Origin of the sequence: Arenibacter antarcticus (genome assembly GCF_041320605.1) — a bacterium.
GTDB classification, from domain to species: domain Bacteria; phylum Bacteroidota; class Bacteroidia; order Flavobacteriales; family Flavobacteriaceae; genus Arenibacter; species Arenibacter antarcticus.
Window position 1 is genome coordinate 407,031 of record NZ_CP166679.1, and the last position, 22,731, is coordinate 429,761.

General features: G+C 38.4%; 18 protein-coding genes. 4 read left to right on the forward strand and 14 right to left on the reverse strand.

Translation table 11 applies throughout. The features are described from left to right. The first annotated feature begins 21 nt into the window (after nucleotides 1–21). The gene (locus tag KCTC52924_RS01785; protein ID WP_251809174.1) at nucleotides 22–393 is read left to right on the forward strand and encodes a hypothetical protein; all 372 of its coding nucleotides are present in this window, start codon (nucleotides 22–24) and stop codon (nucleotides 391–393) included. A gap of 413 nt (nucleotides 394–806) precedes the next feature. On the opposite strand, the gene KCTC52924_RS01790 is transcribed toward KCTC52924_RS01785, so the two are convergent. From KCTC52924_RS01790 to asnB, 11 genes are all read right to left on the reverse strand, one after another. Further along, nucleotides 807–1,202: a hypothetical protein gene (locus tag KCTC52924_RS01790; protein ID WP_251809175.1), complete on the reverse strand. Its 396-nt coding sequence runs from the start codon at nucleotides 1,200–1,202 to the stop codon at nucleotides 807–809. A 50-nt stretch (nucleotides 1,203–1,252) separates the two neighbouring features. Further along, on the reverse strand, nucleotides 1,253–1,618 hold the full coding sequence (locus tag KCTC52924_RS01795; protein WP_251809216.1) for a DUF2200 domain-containing protein: 366 nt from the start codon (nucleotides 1,616–1,618) through the stop codon (nucleotides 1,253–1,255). Between the two features lie 257 nt (nucleotides 1,619–1,875). Further along, entirely contained in the window at nucleotides 1,876–2,487 is a 612-nt protein-coding gene (locus KCTC52924_RS01800) for an HPP family protein (RefSeq protein WP_251809176.1), read from the reverse strand. Nucleotides 2,488–2,947: 460 nt separating this feature from the next. Continuing rightward, nucleotides 2,948–6,088 carry a DUF3427 domain-containing protein gene (locus tag KCTC52924_RS01805; protein ID WP_251809177.1) on the reverse strand — a complete coding sequence of 1,047 codons (3,141 nt, stop codon included), beginning with the start codon at nucleotides 6,086–6,088 and terminating at the stop codon, nucleotides 2,948–2,950. Beyond that, nucleotides 6,088–6,471, reverse strand: a complete 384-nt coding sequence (locus KCTC52924_RS01810; RefSeq protein ID WP_251809178.1) for a (deoxy)nucleoside triphosphate pyrophosphohydrolase — start codon at nucleotides 6,469–6,471, stop codon at nucleotides 6,088–6,090. The genes KCTC52924_RS01805 and KCTC52924_RS01810 overlap by 1 nt, the downstream gene beginning before the upstream one ends. A 452-nt stretch (nucleotides 6,472–6,923) precedes the next feature. Then, nucleotides 6,924–7,382: a tRNA (cytidine(34)-2'-O)-methyltransferase gene (locus KCTC52924_RS01815; RefSeq protein ID WP_251809179.1), complete on the reverse strand. Its 459-nt coding sequence runs from the start codon at nucleotides 7,380–7,382 to the stop codon at nucleotides 6,924–6,926. Nucleotides 7,383–8,370: 988 nt separating this feature from the next. Then, nucleotides 8,371–8,967 (reverse strand): mobile mystery protein B, encoded by a 597-nt coding sequence (locus KCTC52924_RS01820; RefSeq protein WP_251809180.1) that lies wholly within the window; start codon nucleotides 8,965–8,967, stop codon nucleotides 8,371–8,373. Then, nucleotides 8,958–9,419, reverse strand: coding sequence for a mobile mystery protein A (locus KCTC52924_RS01825; RefSeq protein ID WP_251809181.1), 462 nt, complete (start codon nucleotides 9,417–9,419; stop codon nucleotides 8,958–8,960). Before KCTC52924_RS01825 ends, KCTC52924_RS01820 begins: the two co-directional genes overlap by 10 nt. A 669-nt stretch (nucleotides 9,420–10,088) precedes the next feature. Next, nucleotides 10,089–11,102: a DUF6588 family protein gene (locus KCTC52924_RS01830; RefSeq protein ID WP_251809182.1), complete on the reverse strand. Its 1,014-nt coding sequence runs from the start codon at nucleotides 11,100–11,102 to the stop codon at nucleotides 10,089–10,091. Between the two features lie 75 nt (nucleotides 11,103–11,177). Further along, nucleotides 11,178–13,133: a DNA topoisomerase (ATP-hydrolyzing) subunit B gene (gene gyrB, locus KCTC52924_RS01835; protein ID WP_251809183.1), complete on the reverse strand. Its 1,956-nt coding sequence runs from the start codon at nucleotides 13,131–13,133 to the stop codon at nucleotides 11,178–11,180. Between the two features lie 538 nt (nucleotides 13,134–13,671). After that, entirely contained in the window at nucleotides 13,672–15,342 is a 1,671-nt protein-coding gene (gene asnB, locus KCTC52924_RS01840) for an asparagine synthase B (protein WP_251809184.1), read from the reverse strand. 241 nt (nucleotides 15,343–15,583) lie between these two features. On the opposite strand from asnB, the gene KCTC52924_RS01845 reads away from it, so the two are divergent. Together KCTC52924_RS01845 and KCTC52924_RS01850 are read left to right on the forward strand one after the other, a co-directional pair. Then, nucleotides 15,584–16,123: a DUF2911 domain-containing protein gene (locus tag KCTC52924_RS01845; RefSeq protein ID WP_251809185.1), complete on the forward strand. Its 540-nt coding sequence runs from the start codon at nucleotides 15,584–15,586 to the stop codon at nucleotides 16,121–16,123. Between the two features lie 210 nt (nucleotides 16,124–16,333). Continuing rightward, on the forward strand, nucleotides 16,334–18,583 hold the full coding sequence (locus tag KCTC52924_RS01850) for an FUSC family membrane protein (RefSeq protein ID WP_251809186.1): 2,250 nt from the start codon (nucleotides 16,334–16,336) through the stop codon (nucleotides 18,581–18,583). Nucleotides 18,584–18,610: 27 nt separating this feature from the next. On the opposite strand, the gene KCTC52924_RS01855 is transcribed toward KCTC52924_RS01850, so the two are convergent. Both KCTC52924_RS01855 and KCTC52924_RS01860 read right to left on the reverse strand, forming a co-directional pair. After that, nucleotides 18,611–20,230: an amidohydrolase gene (locus KCTC52924_RS01855; protein WP_251809187.1), complete on the reverse strand. Its 1,620-nt coding sequence runs from the start codon at nucleotides 20,228–20,230 to the stop codon at nucleotides 18,611–18,613. 498 nt (nucleotides 20,231–20,728) lie between these two features. Continuing rightward, the gene (locus KCTC52924_RS01860; protein WP_251809188.1) at nucleotides 20,729–21,139 is read right to left on the reverse strand and encodes a hypothetical protein; all 411 of its coding nucleotides are present in this window, start codon (nucleotides 21,137–21,139) and stop codon (nucleotides 20,729–20,731) included. 253 nt (nucleotides 21,140–21,392) lie between these two features. On the opposite strand from KCTC52924_RS01860, the gene KCTC52924_RS01865 reads away from it, so the two are divergent. Beyond that, a complete protein-coding gene (locus KCTC52924_RS01865) occupies nucleotides 21,393–22,112 on the forward strand; it encodes a hypothetical protein (protein WP_251809189.1) in 720 nt (239 codons plus the stop codon). Here the strand turns inward: KCTC52924_RS01865 and KCTC52924_RS01870 are convergent. Beyond that, on the reverse strand, nucleotides 22,104–22,637 hold the full coding sequence (locus tag KCTC52924_RS01870) for a GNAT family N-acetyltransferase (RefSeq protein ID WP_251809190.1): 534 nt from the start codon (nucleotides 22,635–22,637) through the stop codon (nucleotides 22,104–22,106). The two genes, KCTC52924_RS01865 and KCTC52924_RS01870, sit on opposite strands and share 9 nt — an antisense overlap. Between the last annotated feature and the right edge of the window lie 94 nt (nucleotides 22,638–22,731).

A 22,731-nucleotide genomic window follows, 5' to 3' on the forward strand; every position in this document is an offset into this window, starting at 1 on the left:
AAATCGGAAAAAACCTACATAATGAGAAAGCTCTATATATTTTTGATCCTTATAGGCATCCTACTTTCCAGCAAATGCACAAGAATAGCGGAAAACAATGATCCTGTCATCGGGATATGGTCTAATATAACCACTGGAAGCGATAGTAAAACGCAAAAGCAGACGGTAAAAGAAGAATGGATCTTTAACGACGCTTATCTTGGTCGGTACCACAGTTACAGCAACCGCGAATTAACGATTATTTCAGATTTCAAATGGACGCATAAGGACAACGCCTATACCATTTCCTACCCAGGATTAGATCGGAAGGAAGATGTGGTAAGTATCAGCAGTTCCGATAGCATCACCGTGCTTAGTTACACCAAAGGATCTATTTTCGCGATACGCGAATAGATACCAGATAGTCTAAAGTCAAAGGTCCAAAGTCTAAAGTCTAAAGTCTAAAGGCGAATAGCCAATAGGTGTAATATACAATATTTAAAGCCCACAATACAGTTAAGTTATAGCCCTCTTAATACGGGTTGTGCCGTAAAGCCGATACTCCCCATTAGATCACTTTTCTAATGAGGTATTGGTATTTGTGTCTGTGTTGTTTTTTGGGCGTTTCCCTACGGGCCGGGCTATGCGCTACAAGTCCGCCCTCGTTCCTCGTTGCGGGCTTTTCACTGCTATCCCTAACGCAGAAATTTGATAGCTGAGTATATCGGTTCGTTTTGTGCCACTTTTGACTAGTGACCAGACTCATTTCGGTTCGTTTTGTGCCAGTGTTATCGGTTTTGTAAAAAGTCTTCTTTCTGTTTAGGGTACTAGGGACCTACTGTATTGAAAATTATTAGTCCTCCTAGAAGAAATGCCAATGGCGAGATCCATTGAAAATAGCTTGGCTTAAGTACGGCAGCACTTTGTAAGGAGAAATTGTGATGGGTTTTTCTTGGCACAAAATAAAGCACCAAGGAGGTGATGATCATAAAACCTCCAAAGATGGTAAAAGCTAGTGGCACCTTGGAAGAATTGGCATACAGTATCATGGCTGTTGCCGGAATTAATCGGAGGGTAATTTCCGCATAATTAATAAAGGTGGTACTTCCGGCTTTCCTCAAAGTTGCTCTGGCTTTTTCTGGGGCAAAAAGCATAAGAAAACCCACGACAATTATAAACGATCCAAATACTAATACAATCCATTTCGCGATTATCGTTGTCATACCAATAACTTATTACATACCAAAAATATTCCTGCACAGTTGCATGGGTTTTAGGCCTCTCGTAGAATCTTGTTCATCTTTCTACCCTTGGCCAATTCATCCACCAACTTATCTAAATACCGTACCTGCTGCGTTAAGGTATTGTCTATTTCCGCTATCCTATAGCCACAAATCACTCCCGTAATAAGGTGGGCGTTGGGATTTAATTTTGCGTTCTGAAAGAAGGTTTCAAAAGTAACTTTCTCCGCAATAAGCTCCTGTACTGCTTGTGCATCATATCCGGTAAGCCACTGGATTACTTCATACAATTCCTCTTTCGTCCTGCCTTTTTTCTCCACTTTGGTTACATAGTGTGGAAATACGGAAGAGAAGGTCATACTTGCTATCCGTTCGTTATGTTCGGGGGTTGTTTTCATTGCCAATACTTTAACTGTAAGGTACCTACTATTCCTGTGACTTCTGAGGAAGTCTTCAATTTTTTTGGGCGTTTCCCTACGGGCCAGACCATCCGTTTCAAGACTACTCTTGTACTTCGTTGGGGGTTTTACTACAGCCCCTAACGCGGCGACTTCCTTATTAAAGAAAACCCGCGACATTAATTAAGTCCCTGGATAAATAATGAACTTTTCCATTAGTTAAGACCAAGGTTTTAGGGACCACCAACCTGTTAGCATCAAGCGTTACCCCTAGTCCTAAAAATCCGGGTCAACTTACTATTGGTGGGATAGGATCGTTGTTTGGTCATATTGTTGAAAATAAATGTAACAATCATCAGTATCATCGCACCTGAAAGAACCGGTGAAAGGACATAAAAATAGCCCAATGCCTTTAATTCTGCTGTTCCGGTAACAGCAATAAGTGCGGAGGCTCCCCCGGGGGGATGCAAAGTTTTGGTCACCTGCATCACAATGATGGAGGTTGCCACAGCAAGCGGAGCCGTAATCCAAAGGATATCGGGAAATATTTTAAAAATGGTTACCCCAATAATGGCCGATATGATATGGCCACCAATAAGATTCCTCGGTTGCGCCATGGGACTTTGGATAGCTCCAAAAACAATTACACTAGATGCCCCAAAAGAACCGATAAGGAAAATATGGTCCGTTGTATTTAGAACGGAAGCTTGAAGCAAAGCAATAAGTCCAATTCCAAAAAACGCTCCCACAAAGGACCAAAACTGCTCACTAAAATCCACCAAAGTTTCTTTGTAGATAACATACCTAGTGATCCTTATGTTTCTTTTCAGCTTCTGCCCTATCCTTTTTCGCCTAACTCTTCTACTCAATTATGCCCTTAAATTAATTATTAATCCATAGGATACGGTTATACTACTTACAACCTGATATCCGTCCATCATTAAGAATATAAAGAGCAGTTATTATAGCCCGAACCCCCATATCTAATAAATTTCGCGAAGATACTAAGTAAATGCAACCCCCGCAGTACTTCCATAATTTGAAACACTTTTACCATAAGCTGTCAAATATGGTTCAGAATGGATTGTAAGGGAACGCCATTTTCAAATCAGGCAACGTGTTCAAAATGCCTACCTGTTGTGGCTAAACGCGTTAAATAAATAGATTGGCTGGCCCTTAGAGATAGGTTTATCGGATAAGGGCATTTGAATTCCTAGATAAACCCAGCTTCGAGAAAAGTTTTAATAACAATCACCAACTTAGGCTTTCTTTTCTATGGCGCATTTTTGATTTTAGAGGTTGGGGTTAGAGGTTTTGAGGGGTAAGAAACTACCCGACAGCCATTTTAGCAGATGCTTTCCATAGATATTGAGGCAGAGGTTCACTTAAATGCCAATTTATACTTATTGGTTTAGAGCCATAATAATCTTGAATGCTACCCTCTCCTACAAACACATAACCCATGGTATTTCCAAACTCGTCTTTTGCTTTTTCGCGTACGAAGAGTAGAATTTTCTTTTTAAGCTGCTGATGATTAATATAAGTTAATCCTTTTCCTTGGTCAACTCTTGTTTGATTTTGACTTTGCCAATGAAATAGCGTCTCACTAATTGCGTAATCATTATACATTGTGGTAGGTGAGAAATCTTCTTCAGATTTAATGAGGTCTATAAACAGGATTTCAGTATTAAGTGTTTTGTTCTCAGCTACACCTTCTCTATTAGTTGATTTTTTATTAAATGTACTAAGCCTGAAAGCTGCTAAAATTTGTTCTCTAGTATATCTTGAATGTAATTTTAAAGGTTGCTTGTATGGTAATTGAATATCTATTTCTTTGAAAGTAATTTTATCAAGAAGAATCTCCAAAACATCAATGATTTCATTTACTAAAACTTTATTTTCTCCAATTGCTTCAATACTATCTCTTAATGATCCATAACCTTCAGAACCTTTCCAAACATCGTAATGCAACATCAGTAGCATAACTTTTTCCTCCTCATTAAATAAACTGAAATCCGGCTTAAAGTTTTCATTTGCCAGCTTTAATAAGAATTGAAAATAATTAGTGGAATTAGTTGATAGCCATTTTTTTAGAATAGTAGAAACAATGTTCTTTTCGTTGTGGCTATCAAAATCTTCGTGTTTTCCAGCCAGATGAAGAAGCCTATTCCAACTTCCCCTTTTATAAATTGTCTGTAGGCTAAGATTATTAAAGGATATAAAATTAGCTAGCGTAAGAGGTAAGGTTGTCTGATGTTCAAAATTCTGAATCCTTTGTATAAGCTGTCTTCTATTTACAGTAGTTGCAGCAATAATATTCTCTAGAATACTTTGCTTCGCCTTTTTTTCGAGAACAATTGAGCATCCCAATGGTAAGTGAGGGAAGTTGTCCTCAATTTCTTTTTGAACGGGTGTTGCAGTTTTACCTATCAAGGCCCTAAATTTATTTTCAAAGTTATATTCAGGTCTTGCATTAGCGACAAAATCTAATACAGTTAAACATTCTTTTCCCTCAGATAATCTAAGTCCCCTACCCAGTTGCTGAAGAAAAACCGTTAAACTTTCCGTGGGTCTTAAGAAAAGCACTGTGTCGATTTCAGGAATATCAACTCCTTCATTAAAAATATCCACAACGAATAAATAATTGATTTCTTTACTTCCTAACTTCCTCCTTATATCTTCTCTTTCTCTTGAGTTTTCACTGGTTAGATAATGAGCTTTTAAATTAGCTAAGGTGAATTTTTCAGCCATATATTTTGCATGCTCAATAGTCACACAGAACCCGAGAGCTCTTACATCATTAATATCTCTCAAATATTTTTCTACGTTGTTGATCACTTCCCCCACACGCCTGTCATTAGCTAAATACAACTTTGTTAATTCGCTTGGTACATATCTTCCATTTTCCCATCTAACTTTAGACAAGTCTATACTATCTGAAATTCCAAAGTATTGAAATGGACATAGAAGTTTTCTGTTTAAGGCTTCAGGTAAGCGTATTTCTGCGGCAATCCTACCACAAAAATCTTCTAAAATATTTTCATTATCCATTCTCTCAGGTGTAGCAGTTAACCCTAAAAGAACTGTTGGCAAAAAATGATTAAGAATGAGACGATAGCTTGAAGCAGAAATGTGATGAACTTCATCAATAATGATAAAGTCATAAAATGTAGAACTTAAAGAAAGTTCCTCGATTTTATTTTTTAACGTTTGAACTGATGCAAATACAAAATCGAATTTATCTGGTTGCATACCATCTACCCATAACTCACCAAAATTATTGTCTTTTAGAACTCCTCGAAAGGTCGATGCAGCCTGTTCTAAAATTTCTTTTCTGTGGGCTACGAATAGAAGTTTTGCTGATTTGTTTTCTTCTTTAAACTTTTTATAATCAAATGCTGAAATAACAGTCTTTCCAGTTCCAGTTGCTGCAACCAAAAGATTTTTATGTCGATTGTGAACAGTGCGTTCAACTTCTAGTGTTTCCAAAATCTCCTTTTGGTAGGGGTAAGGCTTTAAATCGAAAAAGGCAAAATTGTTGACACCATGTTGAGCCATTTTTCCAGACCCTAAGGACCTAATCAATTTTTCAGAATGAGTATTGTCATCAAATAATTCGAATTCATCATTTTGCCAGTAAGCTTCAAATGTTTTTTGAAATTTATCAATGATATGCCCAACTTCTTTGGTTGTTATTTTAAGATTCCACTCCAAACCGTCTGTTAATGCAGTTCGTGAAAAATTAGAAGAACCAATATAGCCTGTGTGAAATCCTGAATTTCGATAAAAGAAATATGCTTTTGCGTGTAATCTTTCGTTACCAGTATTATATGAAATTTTAACTTCAGTATTTGGTAGGTTGGATAGTAATTGGATTGCTTTATAATCTGTTGCACCCATATATGTGGTAGTGATTACTCTTAACTGCCCACCTCTTTCTGTAAAATCTCTAAGTTCCCTTTCAAGAATTATTATTCCTTTCCATTTAATAAAAGATACGAGTAAATCTACTCGGTTTGAAGACAAAATTTCCTTTTTTAATTCGCTTTCTAAAGATAATCCGACGTTACCACCTGTAAATAATTCACTGTGTGTTAGTCTTGTATATGGAGTTATTTCTTTTAAGTGCAATTCTAAATCAGAAAAATGCGCATCAGTTTTTTCGAAAACAGCTTTTAGAATTCGCCCTTCTGCTTTTACAAGATCATCTTCAATAAGGTCATTGTCTATTTCCTCTTTTAAAACTCGAATAATTTTATTAGCAATCTCAATTTGTTTTTCAATTGCATGTTCACCCTTAATTAATGATAGCGCATAACCAATTGTACTATTAAGGTGCTTAGATAAAACTTGTGCCGCTTCCTCTTTGTCTATTGCTGAATCTTTTATATAATATTGACTTGTTTTAAGATCTTCAAGTTTAGAGGAGACTATCTTGGTTACTAATTGCTCATAAATACCTTCAATCATTACACAAGTGTTTTTAAATTCTCAATAAAGGGAATATCAGCATCAGCTAAATCATAATCCTTTAAATTTTCATAGCCTACAAACTTGAAGTCTTTATGTTCTAAAAGTTTAATTTCACCTGCAATATAATCGCATAAATAAGCAGTTAATTTTATTTTTATTGAACCATAATCGTGGATATTAGATGATATTCTTTTTAGAGGAGATATTTCAATATTTAATTCTTCTTTAATCTCTCTTACAATAGCCCGTTCTTCGTCTTCTCCTTTATTTAATTTACCTCCAGGAAACTCCCATTTTAAAGGCAATTTCATCTCTTCACTTCGTTGGGCGATTAGAATTTTATCATCTTTTAATATTACAGCGCAAACTACTTCAATCATTATTATAATATTATAATGCTTTATACTTATTTAGTTTTAAAATATTCTGAGTGATTTAGCTTCACTAGACCTCTGGCGAAATCTATAAATATTTTATATGCTTTAGTAAGTGAATATTATCGTTTGAATATTTATTCGCTTCTTAAGTCATTTCGATGATATTCTCATCCATTGCCTAAATCAAATTTATTCTACTTGCAACTTCAACATACCTCTAAGTTGTATCGTATCTTACAGCTTATAAGACATTCAAAACTTCAACTGAACAAGTTAACAAAATAAAGCACACCTCTTACTTATGAAAAGCTATAAATCCTACATAAGCTATAAGTCAAAGGTCGAAAGAGAATAAATTCCTAGTTATGCTTATAAATTCACTAGCCATCACCCTGTCCGAGGAGCTGCCCCCCAAGGGAAGGGGATTTATTTATAGTATATTAAAACGTAGTTCGTTATTGGGATTTTAAATTTCGGATACCTTCATATACTACTATACTCACCGCATTGGCCAAGTTTAGACTTCGAATATGAGGACTGTAAATAGGGATATTGTAGACCAAATCAGCATTTTCTGTTACTATATTTTCGGGCAATCCATTGGATTCTTTCCCAAAAATCAGAAATAGCTCGTCCTTGTAGTCAATTGCACAGTAATCTTGAGTACCATGACTGGAGAAATACACAAAATCTTTTCCTTTATTTTTTTCGTAAAAGTCATCAATACTCTCATAAATGAAGAGAGAAATATGTTTCCAGTAATCCAATCCGGCCCGCTTTAATCGGGTATCATTTAACTCGAATCCAAACGGTTTTACGAGATGCAATTTAGATCCAGAACCCAAACTTAGTCGACCAATATTCCCTGTGTTCATAGGTATTTCCGGCTCTATCAATACAATATTAAATCCCATTATCTATCATTAATTATTAAGTGGTTAAGCTACAGGAATCGCTCCCATTACGCCACCTTTTCACGCTTAGCCTATCACCGAACAAGGTAATAAAATTAGGCAGGCTTCTTTGAGGCAGAACACTAAAAATTCTATTTATTTATAACCAACGTCACTTGTAAAAGCCCCAAAAACCTGTAGACCTAGGTGGGGAGAAAAACCATGGCACCCTTCTCTGGAAGCAAAAAAAAATCCCGAAAAGTTATTTTTCGGGATTTTTTACATTTGTGAAGTCGTCTAATTAGGTCTAACTACTGAATGATCCTTGCCAAACACATTATGGAAACCACCTTTATTCAACCAAAAATTAGGAGTGCCATAAGATGCACACCCATTGTGCCGATTAGCTTAGAGCTAACAACTCGGGATGCTTTTCAGTGTCGTTTCCTTAATCTCTTTTAGATTTCTTATCTCTCTTTTCCGCTTTTTTTTCCTTTGGAGTTTTAGCGGCTTCTTTTTTTACGTTTTTCTTTGCGTCTTGACTTTTTGCCATGATATGAGCTTTTAATTAATTGTTTTTAATTTTCCTGTTTTAAACACTAACAGGCTTTCTGTTAGCGCTTATATTTTAAATGAAGTACACAAGATGGCACCTCATCAATTTTATGTATTTGTTCCCCCTACAATTCATAGACTAAATATACTGATAATTCCAATGGATACTAGAAAACTCAATTTGAAAATTTCAATCCTGAAATCTGGAAGCTTTAATCACCTGAAATCACAGCAGATTAATCCTCTTTACACCCACCCTCCCTACTTTAAATTTCAACCGAGTAAGATAGTTAAAATTAATATAAGTACCCCTTATAGCTGGTCGTAAAATCTAATTACTAAGGAGGTCTCGACAGCAATTCTGACCGACATAGGCAGAAAAAAAATGAATCCTGAATCCGGTTCACCGTTTACTATAACGTGATTTCGACTCCGATGCATCACCATCTGGGCTTTAGTTCATAGCAAATTGGATGAGTGGGTTTAGGTCTCCATTGTCCGCTTTCCGCAAGGCAGCAATATATTCTTTTCGTATATCGTCCGCTTTAAGCATCTTCGATTGATGCCAAGAAAACAGTTCTTTTCCAAAAATAGATTCCATAAAGATATCAGCCATCATTCTTGAATGCCTACCATTCCCATTTGGAAAACAATGGATTGCTACAATTCGGTGCTTGAATCTAATGGATATTTCTTCTGGTGAAAAAGTATTGTTTTCAATCCAATATTTTGTGTCATCCAATAGCGTCCTTAATGCTATGTCAATTTGGGTCCATTTTACGCCGATATTCTTGTCAGACTTTCTAAATTCCCCAGCCCATTTCCAAATATCACCAAACATTCTTTTGTGTAGGTTTTTGATAAATTTTTCGGTCAATATTTTTTCAAGTTTTAAATTGGCGTGTATTGTCCATTCAACCGCCTTTTCAATATTTAATTGCTCAAATTCATCGAGTTCTCGTTGCGTAGTTATGGACTTTATCTTTAGACCTTCCTTTTCTTCTTCATCTAGTGGTGTTTGTCCTTGCGCATATTGAAATTCTAATCCCATAGCGACTTTCTCATTTCTCTTTTTATTTCATGGGACAATTCTTTTATGGATTTACGGATGTTTTCATCACCAATTCCTTGGTCCTCCAATGTCATATTTTGGTTTGTCCTCAGCACTATCTTTTTCGCCAATTTCTCCGCTTTTATATCGATTAAATTGTCAAAGGTTCCGTCTTTTGGAACAAAACCATAAACAAGTTTCAACTCCAAAGCATTGCCTATTTCTTTTAAGGAATTTATTGATATTGAGCCTTTTGCCTCACTTTCTTCAATCCTTTTTACCCCTTGTTTCGTTATATTGATTTTTGCCCCAAGTTGGGCCATTGTCATATTGAGGGCTGTTCTGATAGTATTTATCCATCCCCTATCCGGGACCAGTACCATTTCAGTTTTGCGAAATGGTTTTAGTTTTTGGTCTAATTGTTCAAGTAAGAGCTGTTTCTTATTTCTCATGATCTTATTTGTAACGACTTACGTTTACTTATTATTTAAAAAGTAAATCAATCTGATTACAAATATAACAAAAAGTAAACATATTTGTTTACTAAAAATATGAAAAGTAACTATATATGCTTACTTAATACGCTGTTTTCAATTGCAATCACAATTCCTATATTGTACTGAGAGACAAATTACACCTCCAATAATGGGGCGTTCCGCTACTTGTGTGAGTTCTCTTCACTATCGTTCATTTGAACTGACTACTGTTTAATGGGCTTTTTAGCAGCAGCATAATACAAGGTCTGTAAGGGTCTCTCTTTGTTATACTATAAAGTCACAAAAAGTCATTTTGCAGGGTAGTCCCGCGATTAGCGGGGGAGGTGCTGTTTACCGTACACACCCCTAACCCCTCTCAAGAGGATAACTCAGTAAGTACAAATTTGAACCTTGGACATTAAACGTTGAAATTATTACGCCAATGCCTACTGAATCCTGCGCACTGGATAGTGTTTACTAATAACCACAACAACCAAAAAAGGTGTTCTCGACTGCGACTAGAACAGACATCGAAAATCATAGAATGAGGCGTGTAACCCACCCGAGTGCGGGGCTCAATACTAACATAAAAAACCGATCACAGTATTCCCATGATCGGTGCTATAAATTTGTAAACGAAAGGTTTTATCTAAATCCGAAATTCACTCCCACTGTAAGGTTATTGAACTCTGCAAAGGTGTAATCTGCATTTAGCCTAAAGAAACCAAGTTTCAATTTTGTTCCCAAGGTAGCAGCAACACCGCTGGCTTTCTTAGTAAAACTAAAAGGATCAACATAGGGTTTCTGCTGAAATAGTCCGGAACGCACGTTATAGGTTCCTAAAACATCGGTAACAGATTTCCCAGAGACATATCCTATACCCCCATAAAAGTTGATGATTTTTAATTTCGTAGCCGCTACTGCCTGAAAGTTCCATACGTTCATATCCACTTCTAACCGCTGATCACTACCGTCCACAATATTGGAATTGGTAAAATCGTAGGTTGCATCTAAATGCGTATATCCTACCACTGCAGAAATAGCCACTGGTAAAATCTTATCTATAGGAAACCATTTTGTAATTTCTTGTTGCACCCCTATCCCGTACAAGCCTAGATTCACATCATCGGTATCTATCTTAGGCAAAAATCTAGCTTTTACCTCCAAACCTTTTACCAGTCCCACACTTACTTGTACAAAACCGGTAGGAATAAAATTGATTCCTTCGGAAGCCAATCCCGTGGGAAGATCAAAATTTTCTCTGGTAGGAAGCCCCAAAACTTCTCCTTCCACATACACGCCAATACCTTCTAAATCGCCCAAGGCGGTAGACACCACTTTGGAAGCACTGCCATCCTGGAACTTTAGGTTCTCATAATCGGCAGTATTTAATACAAAAGTCATTTTATCTTCCTTACCTTTAAAGGAGGTCATATTTCCAATAATAGAAATTTCAAATCCGCCCAAGGGTTTGGAATCGGCCGTATTGTACCATCCATTAGCCAAGCTAAAAATAGCACCTTCGGAAACTGGAGCCAGATAGTTATCGGTAAACTTTTCAGCATCATTTAATCCCGCTGCTAATACCTCATTTACATTTGACTGGGAATAACCAGCAAAACCAAAAAACAAGAATGCACTTGCAATTACATACTTCATAATAATTAAATTTAATTGCTTAAAATAAAAAACTCGCACTAAATGTGCGAGTTTATGTTGTGAAAAGCCGGAATACTATACGTCAATATTCGCATAAACGGCATTCTTCTCAATAAATTCACGTCGTGGTGGAACTTCATCCCCCATCAACATAGAAAATACCCTATCTGTTTCGGTACCGTTTTCAATGGTAATCTGCCTTAAGGTCCTAAATTCTGGATTCATTGTGGTATCCCACAATTGTTCCGCATTCATCTCCCCAAGACCCTTGTATCGTTGAATACCAACACTACCATTAAAGCTTTCTGCTATCTCATCGCGTTCCTTATCGCTCCACGCATACCGTTTTTTGGTTCCTTTTTTAACCAAATATAGTGGTGGGGTGGCAATATACACATGCCCTCCTTCAATCAACTCTCTCATATATCTGAAGAAAAACGTCAATATCAGGGTTTCAATATGACTACCATCCACATCCGCATCACACATAATCACTACCTTGTGGTATCGCAATTTTGACAAGTTAAGGGCTTTACTATCGTCTTCTGTTCCGATGGTAACCCCTAATGCAGTATATATATTTTTTATTTCCTCATTTTCAAAAACCCTATGGGTCATTGCTTTTTCAACGTTAAGAATTTTACCCCTTAGCGGAAGAATTGCTTGAAAATTTCGATCCCTACCTTGTTTGGCGGTACCCCCTGCCGAATCACCCTCCACCAAGAATACTTCACAAAGTGTTGGATCTTGTTCGGAACAATCCGATAATTTCCCGGGTAGACCTCCTATGCTCATTACCGTTTTACGCTGGACCATTTCCCGCGCTTTGGTAGCGGCATGTCTTGCCTGTGCGGCCAAAATTACTTTTTGAACGATAATCTTAGCATCATCTGGATGCTCCTCCAAATAATTGGTCAACATTTCGGAAACAGACTGACTAACAGCTGCAGAGACATCACGGTTTCCCAATTTGGTTTTGGTCTGTCCCTCAAACTGAGGCTCCTGTACTTTTACGGATACAATAGCGGTTAATCCCTCTCTAAAATCGTCTCCCTGTACTTCAAATTTCAATTTATCCAACATGCCCGATGCATCGGCATATTTCTTAAGAGTAGTTGTTAACCCCCTTCTAAAACCAGACAAGTGAGTTCCCCCTTCATGGGTGTTAATATTGTTCACATAGGAATGAAGGTTTTCGGTATAAGAAGTGTTATACACCATGGCAACCTCAACGGGAATATCGTTTTTCTCGCCTTCCATAGAGATTACGCTAGAAATTAGCATCTCTCTATTTCCGTCCAAAAATCGTATAAATTCCTTTAAGCCTTCTTCGGAATGGAAACGCTCACTTAAGAACTCCCCCTTTTCATCCACCGTTCTTCTATCGGTAAGCGTAATGGTCAGTCCCTTGTTCAAGAACGAAAGCTCGCGCATTCTGTTGGCCAAGGTATCATAGCTATATTCTACCGTCTGAGTGAAAATGCTATCATCAGGAGTAAAGGTTACTACAGTACCTCTAATATCGGTCTCCCCTATACTTTTTACAGGATAGAGTGCCTTTCCTTTGCTGTATTCCTGCTCCCAAACCACACCATCCTTGTGAACGGTGGCCCTAAGGTGCTTAGACAATGCATTCACACAGGATACCCCAACACCGTGGAGTCCACCAGAAACCTTATAGGAATCTTTATCGAATTTACCTCCAGCACCAATTTTGGTCATAACGACCTCCAATGCGGAAACTCCTTCTTTTTTATGCAAATCTACTGGAATACCTCTACCGTTATCCTTGGTAGTAATAGAATTATCTTCGTTTATGGTGACTTCGATTGTATCACAATGGCCGCCCATTGCCTCATCAATAGAGTTATCCACTACCTCATAGACCAAATGATGCAATCCCCTTAGTCCTACATCCCCAATATACATGGAAGGGCGCATACGTACGTGCTCCATTCCCTCTAGGGCCTGGATACTATCTGCGGAATAATTATGCTTTTTTTGCTCGTCTTTATTTGCTTCTTCGCTCATAAATTAATACTTATTTCATTATAATTTTAGCAATCCTACAAATATAAGCAATACCCCGTAGAATATAAGGCCGATACAACTATTAGTTGGTAAGTTATCAACAAAAATTGTGCAAAACAGGTGGTTTACCCCCCTTCGGGATTTATCGAGTGAAAATTGAGATCAGTAGTGCATAAAATCCCATTAAACCGCTAAAATCATGGTATTCCGCAGGCAATTTCTTCTGTCTCGACTTGGGTTTGGTTTTATATTGAAAAATCTAACTACTATTTTTATATGGGTAAGAAGGAATAATATCGCAATACCGAATCTTCATATCCATTTCCAAATCAACTTTCCTCTTTCTTCTAAGGGAACACCAGCTTTCATAATCTTCCAATTAACCCATTTCCAAATCCACTTTTTCTCTACTAAAAAAGCACCCTCACACCAAAATGAATTGGTATTATCGGGTGCTTCTTTTTGACGAATTAAAATAAAAACTAACGCAACAGAATTATCATTACCAATCTTGTGTTTCGTTAAAATAAAGTCGGTTTTATTTTACATAGGCATCAGCGTGTACGTTAGACACCGCTCTACCTGATGGATCGTTCATGTTTTTGAATGCTTCATCCCATTCTAGGGCAATTTTGGTGCTACAGGCCACTGAGGCCTCTTGTGGAACACATAATGCTGCGGCATCTGATGGAAAATGTCCCTCAAAGATAGAACGGTAATAAAACTCCTCTTTTGAAGTAGGGGTTTGCAAGGGGAACCTATACTTGGCATTTGCCAATTGCTCATCGGTAACCTCAACTTTCACCACTTCTTTTAAAGTGTCTATCCAACTGTAGCCAACCCCATCGGAGAATTGCTCTTTCTGTCTCCAGGCCACACTTGGGGGCAACATATCCTCAAAAGCCTTACGCAACACCCATTTCTCCATACGTTCGCCATTAATCATTTTATCCTGGGGATTGATCCTCATGGCTACGTCCATAAATTCTTTATCCAAGAACGGCACCCTGCCTTCTATACCCCAAGCAGCCAAAGATTTGTTGGCCCTTAGGCAATCGTACATATGCAACTTATCTAATTTCCGTACCGTTTCCTCATGAAAATCTTTTGGGCTTGGCGCCTTGTGAAAATAAAGATACCCCCCTAAAAGTTCATCTGCACCTTCTCCGGACAATACCATTTTTATGCCCATAGACTTTATGACTCTGGCCATAAGATACATAGGTGTAGAGGCCCTAATAGTAGTAACATCATAAGTTTCCAGGTTGTAGACAACATCTTTAATGGCATCTAATCCTTCCTGGATGGTAAATTTTATCTCGTGGTGGATGGTACCGATATGATCCGCAACTTTTCTGGCAGCGGCAAGATCCGGAGATCCCTCTAGGCCTACTGAAAAAGAATGCAATTGTGGCCACCATGCCTCTGTAGTATCATCCGATTCTATTCGCATTTGAGCATATTTTTTTGCTACGGCCGAGGTAATGGACGAATCCAATCCACCGGATAGCAATACACCATAAGGCACGTCGGACATCAATTGCCTGTGCACGGCAGCTTCCAATGCATCTTTTAAAGCTTTTATACTGGTCTCATTATCCTTTACCGCATCATACTCCATCCAATCCCTGGAATACCATCTCTTAAATTCGCCATCCTTACTGTGCAAATAGTGTCCTGGAGGGAATAACTGTATTTTACTACAAGTACCTTCCAGCGCCTTTAGTTCCGAAGCCACATAAAAAGTACCGTTAATATCCCATCCAATATACAGTGGAATAATCCCCATATGGTCTCTGGCAATAAAATACTCATCCTTCTCCGTATCGTAAATGGCGAAGCCAAAAATCCCGTTCATTTCATCAAGGAAGTCGACACCTTTTTCCTTGTACAAGGCCAAAATTACCTCGCAATCAGATTCGGTCTGAAAATTATAATTGCCTTCAAATTGTTTACGCAGCTCCCTGTGGTTATATATTTCTCCATTTGCTGCAAGGATCAATTTCCCATCCTCACTCAACAAAGGTTGTTTTCCGGAAGCAGGGTCTACAATTGCCAAACGTTCATGGGCCAATATCGCCTTATCGTTCGAAAATATACCACTCCAATCCGGTCCTCTATGTCTAATCTTTTTGGACATTTCTAAAAGCTGGGGCCTTAAAGCCTCCGTACTTTCCTTTACATCAAAGGCACAAACAATTCCACACATAATTTAATATTTATATCAATTATAAAGCAAATATCCCACTTATGTTTTATTTCTAAAAGCTAATTTGATATATTGGTTATGATTTGAAACCATAAATTCAATATTACAATCAATTAAAAATAAAATTCATCCTTTTTAATGACTTAATACACATTTTTGTAAGTTGTTGAAAAAATAGCGACTTTTAATTCAAGTTTATAGGGAATACTACTTAAATTTGATAATCACTAAAATTTCAAAAATGAAAAATCTTTTTACAATTACACTTATGGTTATTGCCATGAGTTTTACCACAGGCGCGAATGCACAAAAATTTAGCGGATTGGATAAAAGTCCAGCCGACATAGCCTCTTATCCTTCAGATTATAAAGTATCAGACAAGTTGATCAAGGTTACTTATAGCAGACCTCAACTAAAAGGAAGATCTATCTCCGAATTGGCACCTGCTGGAAAAGTATGGCGTACTGGAGCCAACGAGGCAGCAGAAATTACATTTTACAAAGATGCTACTGTTGCTGGTAAGACGTTAGCCGCAGGCACTTATTCCTTATTTACAGTTCCTGGGGAAAAAGAGTGGACCGTTATTTTGAACAAGAACTTAAACCAATGGGGAGCCTATTCCTACCAAGAAAGTGCAGATGTCCTTAGGGTACCTGCAACGGTAAGCCGTGGTTCTGAGTCTTTGGATGCGTTTTCCATTGCTTATAAAGATATGGACAAAGGCACCAACTTGGTCTTAGGATGGGGAAATACAAGAGTATCTCTTCCCATCGTATTTTAAATAAGAAGTTTTTTAAAACCGACTATCCTCGAGGCATAACCATCGGGGAAGTATTACGATTAAATTCTTTTGTAAAGACCGAAGTAGCTACTTCGGTCTTCTGTTTTTTATGTTTTCAGGAAACTTCCCTACTACAATAAAACTATTCCTTCTCATCTTCTTATTCCCCATTAACCCCGTTAACTAAAATTTTGCACGTATTTTTGTAGGATGATTAAGGATTGGCTACGATTATCTTCCCTATATTTTAGAAGCGCCTACTTTTTCCGTGCCTGTAAATTTACCGTAGCGGTATTGCTGCCTTTAGTCACCCTTGGACTGTTGGGATACATTGAATTTGCGGTACCTATTGCCATTGGGGTATTTTTAAATGCCCCCAGCGATATTCCTGGGAGTTTAAAAAGAAAGGTCTATGGGATTCTAATAAGTATAGCCCTCACCATGGGGGTCACCTTAATCGTTAGCCTTTCCCAACCACACTTCTGGTTATTACTAGTTGTAATTACCCTGCTTGCCTTTTCAATTTCCCTGCTAGCCGTTTATGGGTTTAGAGGTTCTCTTGTAGCATTTTCAGGACTTCTGGCAATGGTACTGGGCCTTGCACATGGGATCTCTTCCATTGCCCTTTGGATGCATGTTTTATTGCTCGGGGGTGGAGGACTATTTTATCTGGCCGTTTCCCTATTGACCCATAGAATAATACCCAAAAAGGATGAAGACCAATTGCTTTCGGACACCCTTGACCTTACTGGGGATTATCTGGAGGTAAGGGGCCAATTACTGGCCCAAACAGAGAAAAGAGATGAACTATCGCGAAAGTTGTTTAAGCTACAATCGGAAATTAGCGAAAAACACGAGGTTCTGAGAGAGCTACTACTTACTAAGGAAAGAAGGGTAAATAGATCCCATTTTGATGAAAAGCATCTAATGATCTTTATATCTCTTGTAGATATCTTGGAACTTGCCTTAGCCAACAGCTTGGACTACCATAAATTTGACAGTTTGTTTCAGGGACAGGAAAAACCCCTGAAAAAATTCATAAAAGTAAATCGTGTTTTTAGTGAGCAGCTAAAAGTATTATCGGATTGCATTATCACAAAACAGGACATTCCTTCCAAGGCACCAATGATCAAGGCCTTATCTGCTGCAAACCGCGCTATAGCAGACTTTGTAAACGAGGTAAAACTTCCACAGGCTAGGGAAGGCGCTCTCATGCTAAAGAACCTGCACGACTATCAGGCCATGCAACTCCAAAAAATACGGACTGTTCGCAGGGCACTTACCAATGTAAGGAACGATTCCAAACTATCCTTAAAAAGTAAGGATGCCCATCAGTTTATCACTGATCAGGAGTATAGCTTCAATATCGTCCTTGAAAACCTGAGTATTAAATCGCCGATTTTCAGGCATTCCCTCCGACTGACCACTGCGATAATACTTGCCTATATATCTGGGACCGCCCTAGGGATCATAAACACCTATTGGATCTTACTGACGCTTATTGTGATCATGAGACCTTACTATGGACTTACCAAGGAACGATCTATCAATAGAATTATAGGGACCCTAGCCGGTGCCGTCATTGCAACGATCATTATCCTTTTAACGCAAAATCCCGTTGTGTATGGAGTGCTAGCTGCAATATCTCTGACCATTGCCTTCTCTCTAATTCAGCAAAGTTACCGGTCTGCCGCTGCTTTCATCACTATCAATGTAATATTTGTCTACTCACTTATAACTCCTAATGCGTTTGAAGTTATTCAGTATCGAGTGCTAGACACCGTTTTGGGAGCTGTGTTGGCGGTAGTTGCCAACTACCTATTCTGGCCTAGCTGGGAAGCTATGAACTTGGATAAATTCCTCACTTCCAGCATTCGTGCCAATGCCAAATATCTTATTGCCATCCGGCATTTATATCACAACAAACAAACTACGGAATTGGATTATAAAATTCCCAGAAAGGAAGCCTTTTTATCGGTAAGCAATTTAAATGCTGCCTTTCAGCGGATGACCCAAGACCCAAAATCGAAACAAAAATCCTCGGATTTGATCTATGAAATGGTAGCCCTTAACAATACCATCCTTTCTACTTTGGCCTCTTTGGGAACCTTTATCATGCATCATAAAACCACCGAGGCGTCGGTTCATTTTAGAAAGATGGTGATTTATATAGATCTCACCTTGAAAAATGCTGCAAAAGAGATCGATAAGATTGAGGTAAACCCCAGTAAACGCCCCAAAAATGTTGATGACGCCAAAGAAAATTTAAAATTCTCCTATGATAATCTGGTAAAGGAGCGTGAAACTGAAATTGAACAGGGAAATATTGACATTGAGGAAGAAATGCTATCGAACCTTCAAGAGGCACATTTAATCTACAACCAATTAATATGGCTGAAAGATTTGGCTGAAAAACTGGAGACTGCCTCTAGGAAATATAGAAATCGGTGTGCTGTATAAGGCAGCCCGCTTCTAAAGTTTAGAAAATTATTTTGTTTTCCCTCCTATAAAGGTTTTTTCAGCCTTAATTTGTGGAATTTCCTGTAGGGGAACAGTCATAATATCATCACTTAAAACAGTAAAGTCCGCAAATTTATTTACCGATATGCTTCCTTTTTCCGATTCTTCAAAATTGGAAAAAGCGGCCCAAATCGTCATCCCTTTTAAAGTCTCTTCCCTACTAAGTGCTTCTTTGATCTGAAAGCCGTTCTCTGGAAAATTTTTCACATCCTTTCTAGCAACCGCCGCGTAGAACGTTAAAAAGGGACTCACCTGTTCTACAGGGAAATCTGTTCCCAAGGCAATTACGCCAGCCTTATTCAACAACGAACTATAGGCGTAAGCACCTTTAAGTCGATCTTCCCCTATCCTATCCTCGGCCCAATACATATCGCTAGTCGCATGTGTAGGCTGTACAGAAGGAATAATCCCTTCCGCAAAAAAATCGAAATCTTGTGGTGTAATTATTTGCGCATGTTCTATTTTCCATCTGCGATCTGTTTTACCTTGCAAGGCCTCTTTATACGCCCTAAGGACCGCAATATTGGCGGAGTCACCTATAGCATGAGTATTCATCTGATAGTCCGATGCCGCAATTTGTCTTGCAATATCGCCTATAGTGGCTACAGGAGTAACCATTGCTCCAAAATGCCCAGCCTGATCGGAATAAGGTTCCCTAAGCGCTGCCCCTCTAGACCCTAATGCTCCATCTCCATACACTTTAAAGGAACCCACATTTAGTTTATCGGTCTTCATGATCCCTTTTGGTAAATAGTAATCCAAATTTTTCTGGGAGGCACTTACCATAGCGTATACCCTAATGGAAAGAGCCCCCGTCTGTTGTAAGCTATCAATAAGTTCTATGGTAGACCTATCTAAGCCTGCATCGTTCACGGTAGTTAAACCGTTATCCAAACAGATCTCCTCGGCTTTCTTTAGCGCCGCAATTTTTGTGTCCCTGTTGGGTTTAGGAATAATAGCATCTACCAATTCCATGGGGCCATCCACCAATACTCCGGTCATCTCCCCGTTTCTTAGAATAATTTCACCTCCTACTGCCTTAGTGGTTTTGGTAATTCCAGCCATATCCAAGGCCTTCTGATTAACCAAAAGCGCATGCCCGTCTATACGCCTTAAGGCTACAGGAGTATCGGGAAAAAGTAAATCCAACTTTTCTTTGGTAGGAAATTCCTTTACCTCCCAATCGTTTTGATCCCATCCCCTGCCTACTATAAAATCTTTTGGGTCTTGGTCTTGGAAATTCGTAACCTTATCCAATATTTCCTGAAAACTAGTGGTCTCCGATAAATCTACCACTTGCTGGTTAAGGCCCAATCCATAAAAATGACAGTGGGCATCTATTAAACCGGGTACAATGGTCTTTCCTTCCAAATTCATAATTTGATCGGAAGAATATTTCTTCTCAATTTCTTCAGAAGAACCCACCCCTATAAACTTCCCATCCTTCACGGCAAAAGCTGATGCTTTGGAAAAGGAATCGTCCACAGTATAAATATTGGCGTTTAGCACTATTAAGTCTGCCTGTTCCTTGGGCACCTCACAAGCCATGCCTAATAATCCCAATCCTATTAATAAATACTGTTTCATATGTAGTTGCTTATTGTTTTCTAACGGTCATATGCGATTCGCATATCTTCATTCGTATTTGCGATCAGATTTCGGTCATGCTCATTTCATATGTAGCTGTTTATGTTTTCTATGGCTCTAGTTTAGCTTTGTTTTGGTTTTTAATTGGCTTTTTAAACAGCCCAAAGCAATGTATCCTCCTTTGCCCGCCTTTCATTTCTTTTGCTCGCCCAAAAGAAACGAAACAAAAAAAAAGGCGCCTTCTCCGATGAATTTTTTCGACAACAAGGTCGAAAAACCGTGGACGAAACTCCGCGTCGCTACGTTCCTCCGCTCCTGTTCTCGGAGCTTTCGACCACTATTCTGCGGATAAGGAGATTTGCTCCGCCTGGGCAAATAATCATAACACCACTATTTTAAACTAGAGCCTTCTCTATTAATTTTATATTGATAAAGGGCAGGGATCGAAAGCAGTGATTAAAGGCACTGTCAATTTCCTTACCCTAAAATAAAAACTCCTTACGATTCTTCCCGTTTTGTTCCACTTAAGGCAAAGAATCCTTCAGGAGTCATCCCCTCCCCACCGATCTTATTACCTTTGACAACTAATTTAATGGCAACATCCTGTCCATTTACATTAATTTTAAAATTTAAAGTGCCCCCTTCTACTTTGACTTCCTGGCCCCAAAACCGAACCGACACCAAGGCTACCTCCACGTTTAAAGGTCCTTCTGCATTGGTGATATGGATAATACCCTCACTATATTCTACGGGTACATTTTCGGCGACATATTGCCAATTCCCCACAAAATCCTTTTCTCCAATAGTGTCAGAGATCAGTATATATAGTTCTTTGTTGGGTTCCGCATAATTATTGGCAGAGAGGGAGATCCCAAAAAGAAATACCAGCATAAACGTTGTATGTTTCAAAACAGTAACAAATTTTTTCTTATCGAAATTTTTAATGACCAATTATTCAATAAGGATAAATGTACATAAAATACTATCAAAGGGGGATTGCACAACTTATAGAATTTAAATCCCCCGTACCTATTCCATCCAATTCTGGGATAATTTTAAAAATCACTTACTAAAAACCCAAGCTTCAAACACTACTTCTATTCAATTAAGAGAAATGATTAATTTTGCTGTCCATTAAGCATCGTACTGCAATTCAAAAATCATGAATTTAAACCTCCCCGATTTCCCTCACTCCCCAAACCTAAAGTTAGAGGAGGAGATAAAGGCCATACAATTAGAGCTCCAAGATATTGTTGACAGAACATCGGCATTTGAAAAATTGTTGGTTTCCAAAATAGAGGACGAATTAATTTTGGAACAGGAACTTTCGTTGCGCTACAAACAACAGAAGCAAGCTAAAAAAGAACAGCGTTGGGAACAGAAACAACGCGGGAAAAATTATCGGCCAACAGCTAATCTCCCACTTGCCATAAAAGAACCACTCCCAGTAAAAAATATAGAGGAACAACAGCAGAAAAAACGGTTGTATCGCGAAGCTATGTTGTTTGTACATCCGGATAAGTTTTCTATGCAAACCGATAAACAGGAACTAGCCACCGAAATTACCACTCAATTGATCCAGATCTACGAACAAGGTGACTTAGCAACCCTCCAAGCGTATCACGCACATATCTTTAGCGGAAATACCCTATTACCCGCAACCTCACAGCCCGAAAAGATAACGGGTTCTGGGATCGACTTTTTAACGATGGAATTAGAACGACTCCAGAAAGAATTACATCACGCCAAAAACAAACACACTTACAAAGTCCTTATGGAATACGACAATCCAATGCACTTTTTAGAGGAATTAAAAGCGTATTACAAGGATCGCATCTCCAAACTTATGCGAAGAACAAGGACGAAACAAAAATCAAAGTAATGTTTGGTCGTAGATCAGCGGATGGTAATTAGTGACAAAATGGGCCACCGACTCCTCGGTAAATTCCTCTGGATAAGACATGAGGTACAATGGTATGGCCCCACAAGCCTTTTGCATCGGAGGTTGCACATAATGGTGCGTATTTAACGTAAAGCCCAATCTTTTATAAAATTCTATTCTTCGCAACTTAATTCCCGGTTCTGGCAATTCTACTTCCAAGATTACCGGTCTTCCTTCCCCCTTTATAAACCCTTGTAAGATCTTTTTACCATATCCCTGCCCTCTTAGTTCAGGGCTGGTGGCGAAGTGCTCTACAAACACCACATCTTCAAAGCCCCACCAAAGTAAAAAGCCCACGACTAGGTCCTCGGAAAGTATAAGATCAAAATTATACGCCTTATAATTCATGATTTTTTCTTGCACCGCCAAGGTCCTCCTTTCCTCCTTAGGGAATGACGTCTCATATAATTGCCATGCTTCCAAAAAATAGGGATCCGATATAGAGGACAATGAAATACGTTCCATAACATTAAATTCAGCCTCCAAAATTACACATTAATCTAGTTGGAAAAAGCAATTAAAACTATTAAACCCATAGGGATTCCTCATCTGGGAAGGG

Coding starts and splice junctions, on each gene's coding strand:
- KCTC52924_RS01785 (WP_251809174.1), top strand. CDS start 22: ATGAGAAAGCTCTATATATTTTTGATCCTTATAGGCATCCTACTTTCC.
- KCTC52924_RS01790 (WP_251809175.1), bottom strand. CDS start 1,202: ATGACAACGATAATCGCGAAATGGATTGTATTAGTATTTGGATCGTTT.
- KCTC52924_RS01795 (WP_251809216.1), bottom strand. CDS start 1,618: ATGAAAACAACCCCCGAACATAACGAACGGATAGCAAGTATGACCTTC.
- KCTC52924_RS01805 (WP_251809177.1), bottom strand. CDS start 6,088: ATGATTGAAGGTATTTATGAGCAATTAGTAACCAAGATAGTCTCCTCT.
- KCTC52924_RS01810 (WP_251809178.1), bottom strand. CDS start 6,471: ATGATTGAAGTAGTTTGCGCTGTAATATTAAAAGATGATAAAATTCTA.
- KCTC52924_RS01815 (WP_251809179.1), bottom strand. CDS start 7,382: ATGGGATTTAATATTGTATTGATAGAGCCGGAAATACCTATGAACACA.
- KCTC52924_RS01820 (WP_251809180.1), bottom strand. CDS start 8,967: ATGGGATTAGAATTTCAATATGCGCAAGGACAAACACCACTAGATGAA.
- KCTC52924_RS01825 (WP_251809181.1), bottom strand. CDS start 9,419: ATGAGAAATAAGAAACAGCTCTTACTTGAACAATTAGACCAAAAACTA.
- KCTC52924_RS01830 (WP_251809182.1), bottom strand. CDS start 11,102: ATGAAGTATGTAATTGCAAGTGCATTCTTGTTTTTTGGTTTTGCTGGT.
- gyrB (WP_251809183.1), bottom strand. CDS start 13,133: ATGAGCGAAGAAGCAAATAAAGACGAGCAAAAAAAGCATAATTATTCC.
- asnB (WP_251809184.1), bottom strand. CDS start 15,342: ATGTGTGGAATTGTTTGTGCCTTTGATGTAAAGGAAAGTACGGAGGCT.
- KCTC52924_RS01845 (WP_251809185.1), top strand. CDS start 15,584: ATGAAAAATCTTTTTACAATTACACTTATGGTTATTGCCATGAGTTTT.
- KCTC52924_RS01850 (WP_251809186.1), top strand. CDS start 16,334: ATGATTAAGGATTGGCTACGATTATCTTCCCTATATTTTAGAAGCGCC.
- KCTC52924_RS01855 (WP_251809187.1), bottom strand. CDS start 20,230: ATGAAACAGTATTTATTAATAGGATTGGGATTATTAGGCATGGCTTGT.
- KCTC52924_RS01865 (WP_251809189.1), top strand. CDS start 21,393: ATGAATTTAAACCTCCCCGATTTCCCTCACTCCCCAAACCTAAAGTTA.
- KCTC52924_RS01870 (WP_251809190.1), bottom strand. CDS start 22,637: ATGGAACGTATTTCATTGTCCTCTATATCGGATCCCTATTTTTTGGAA.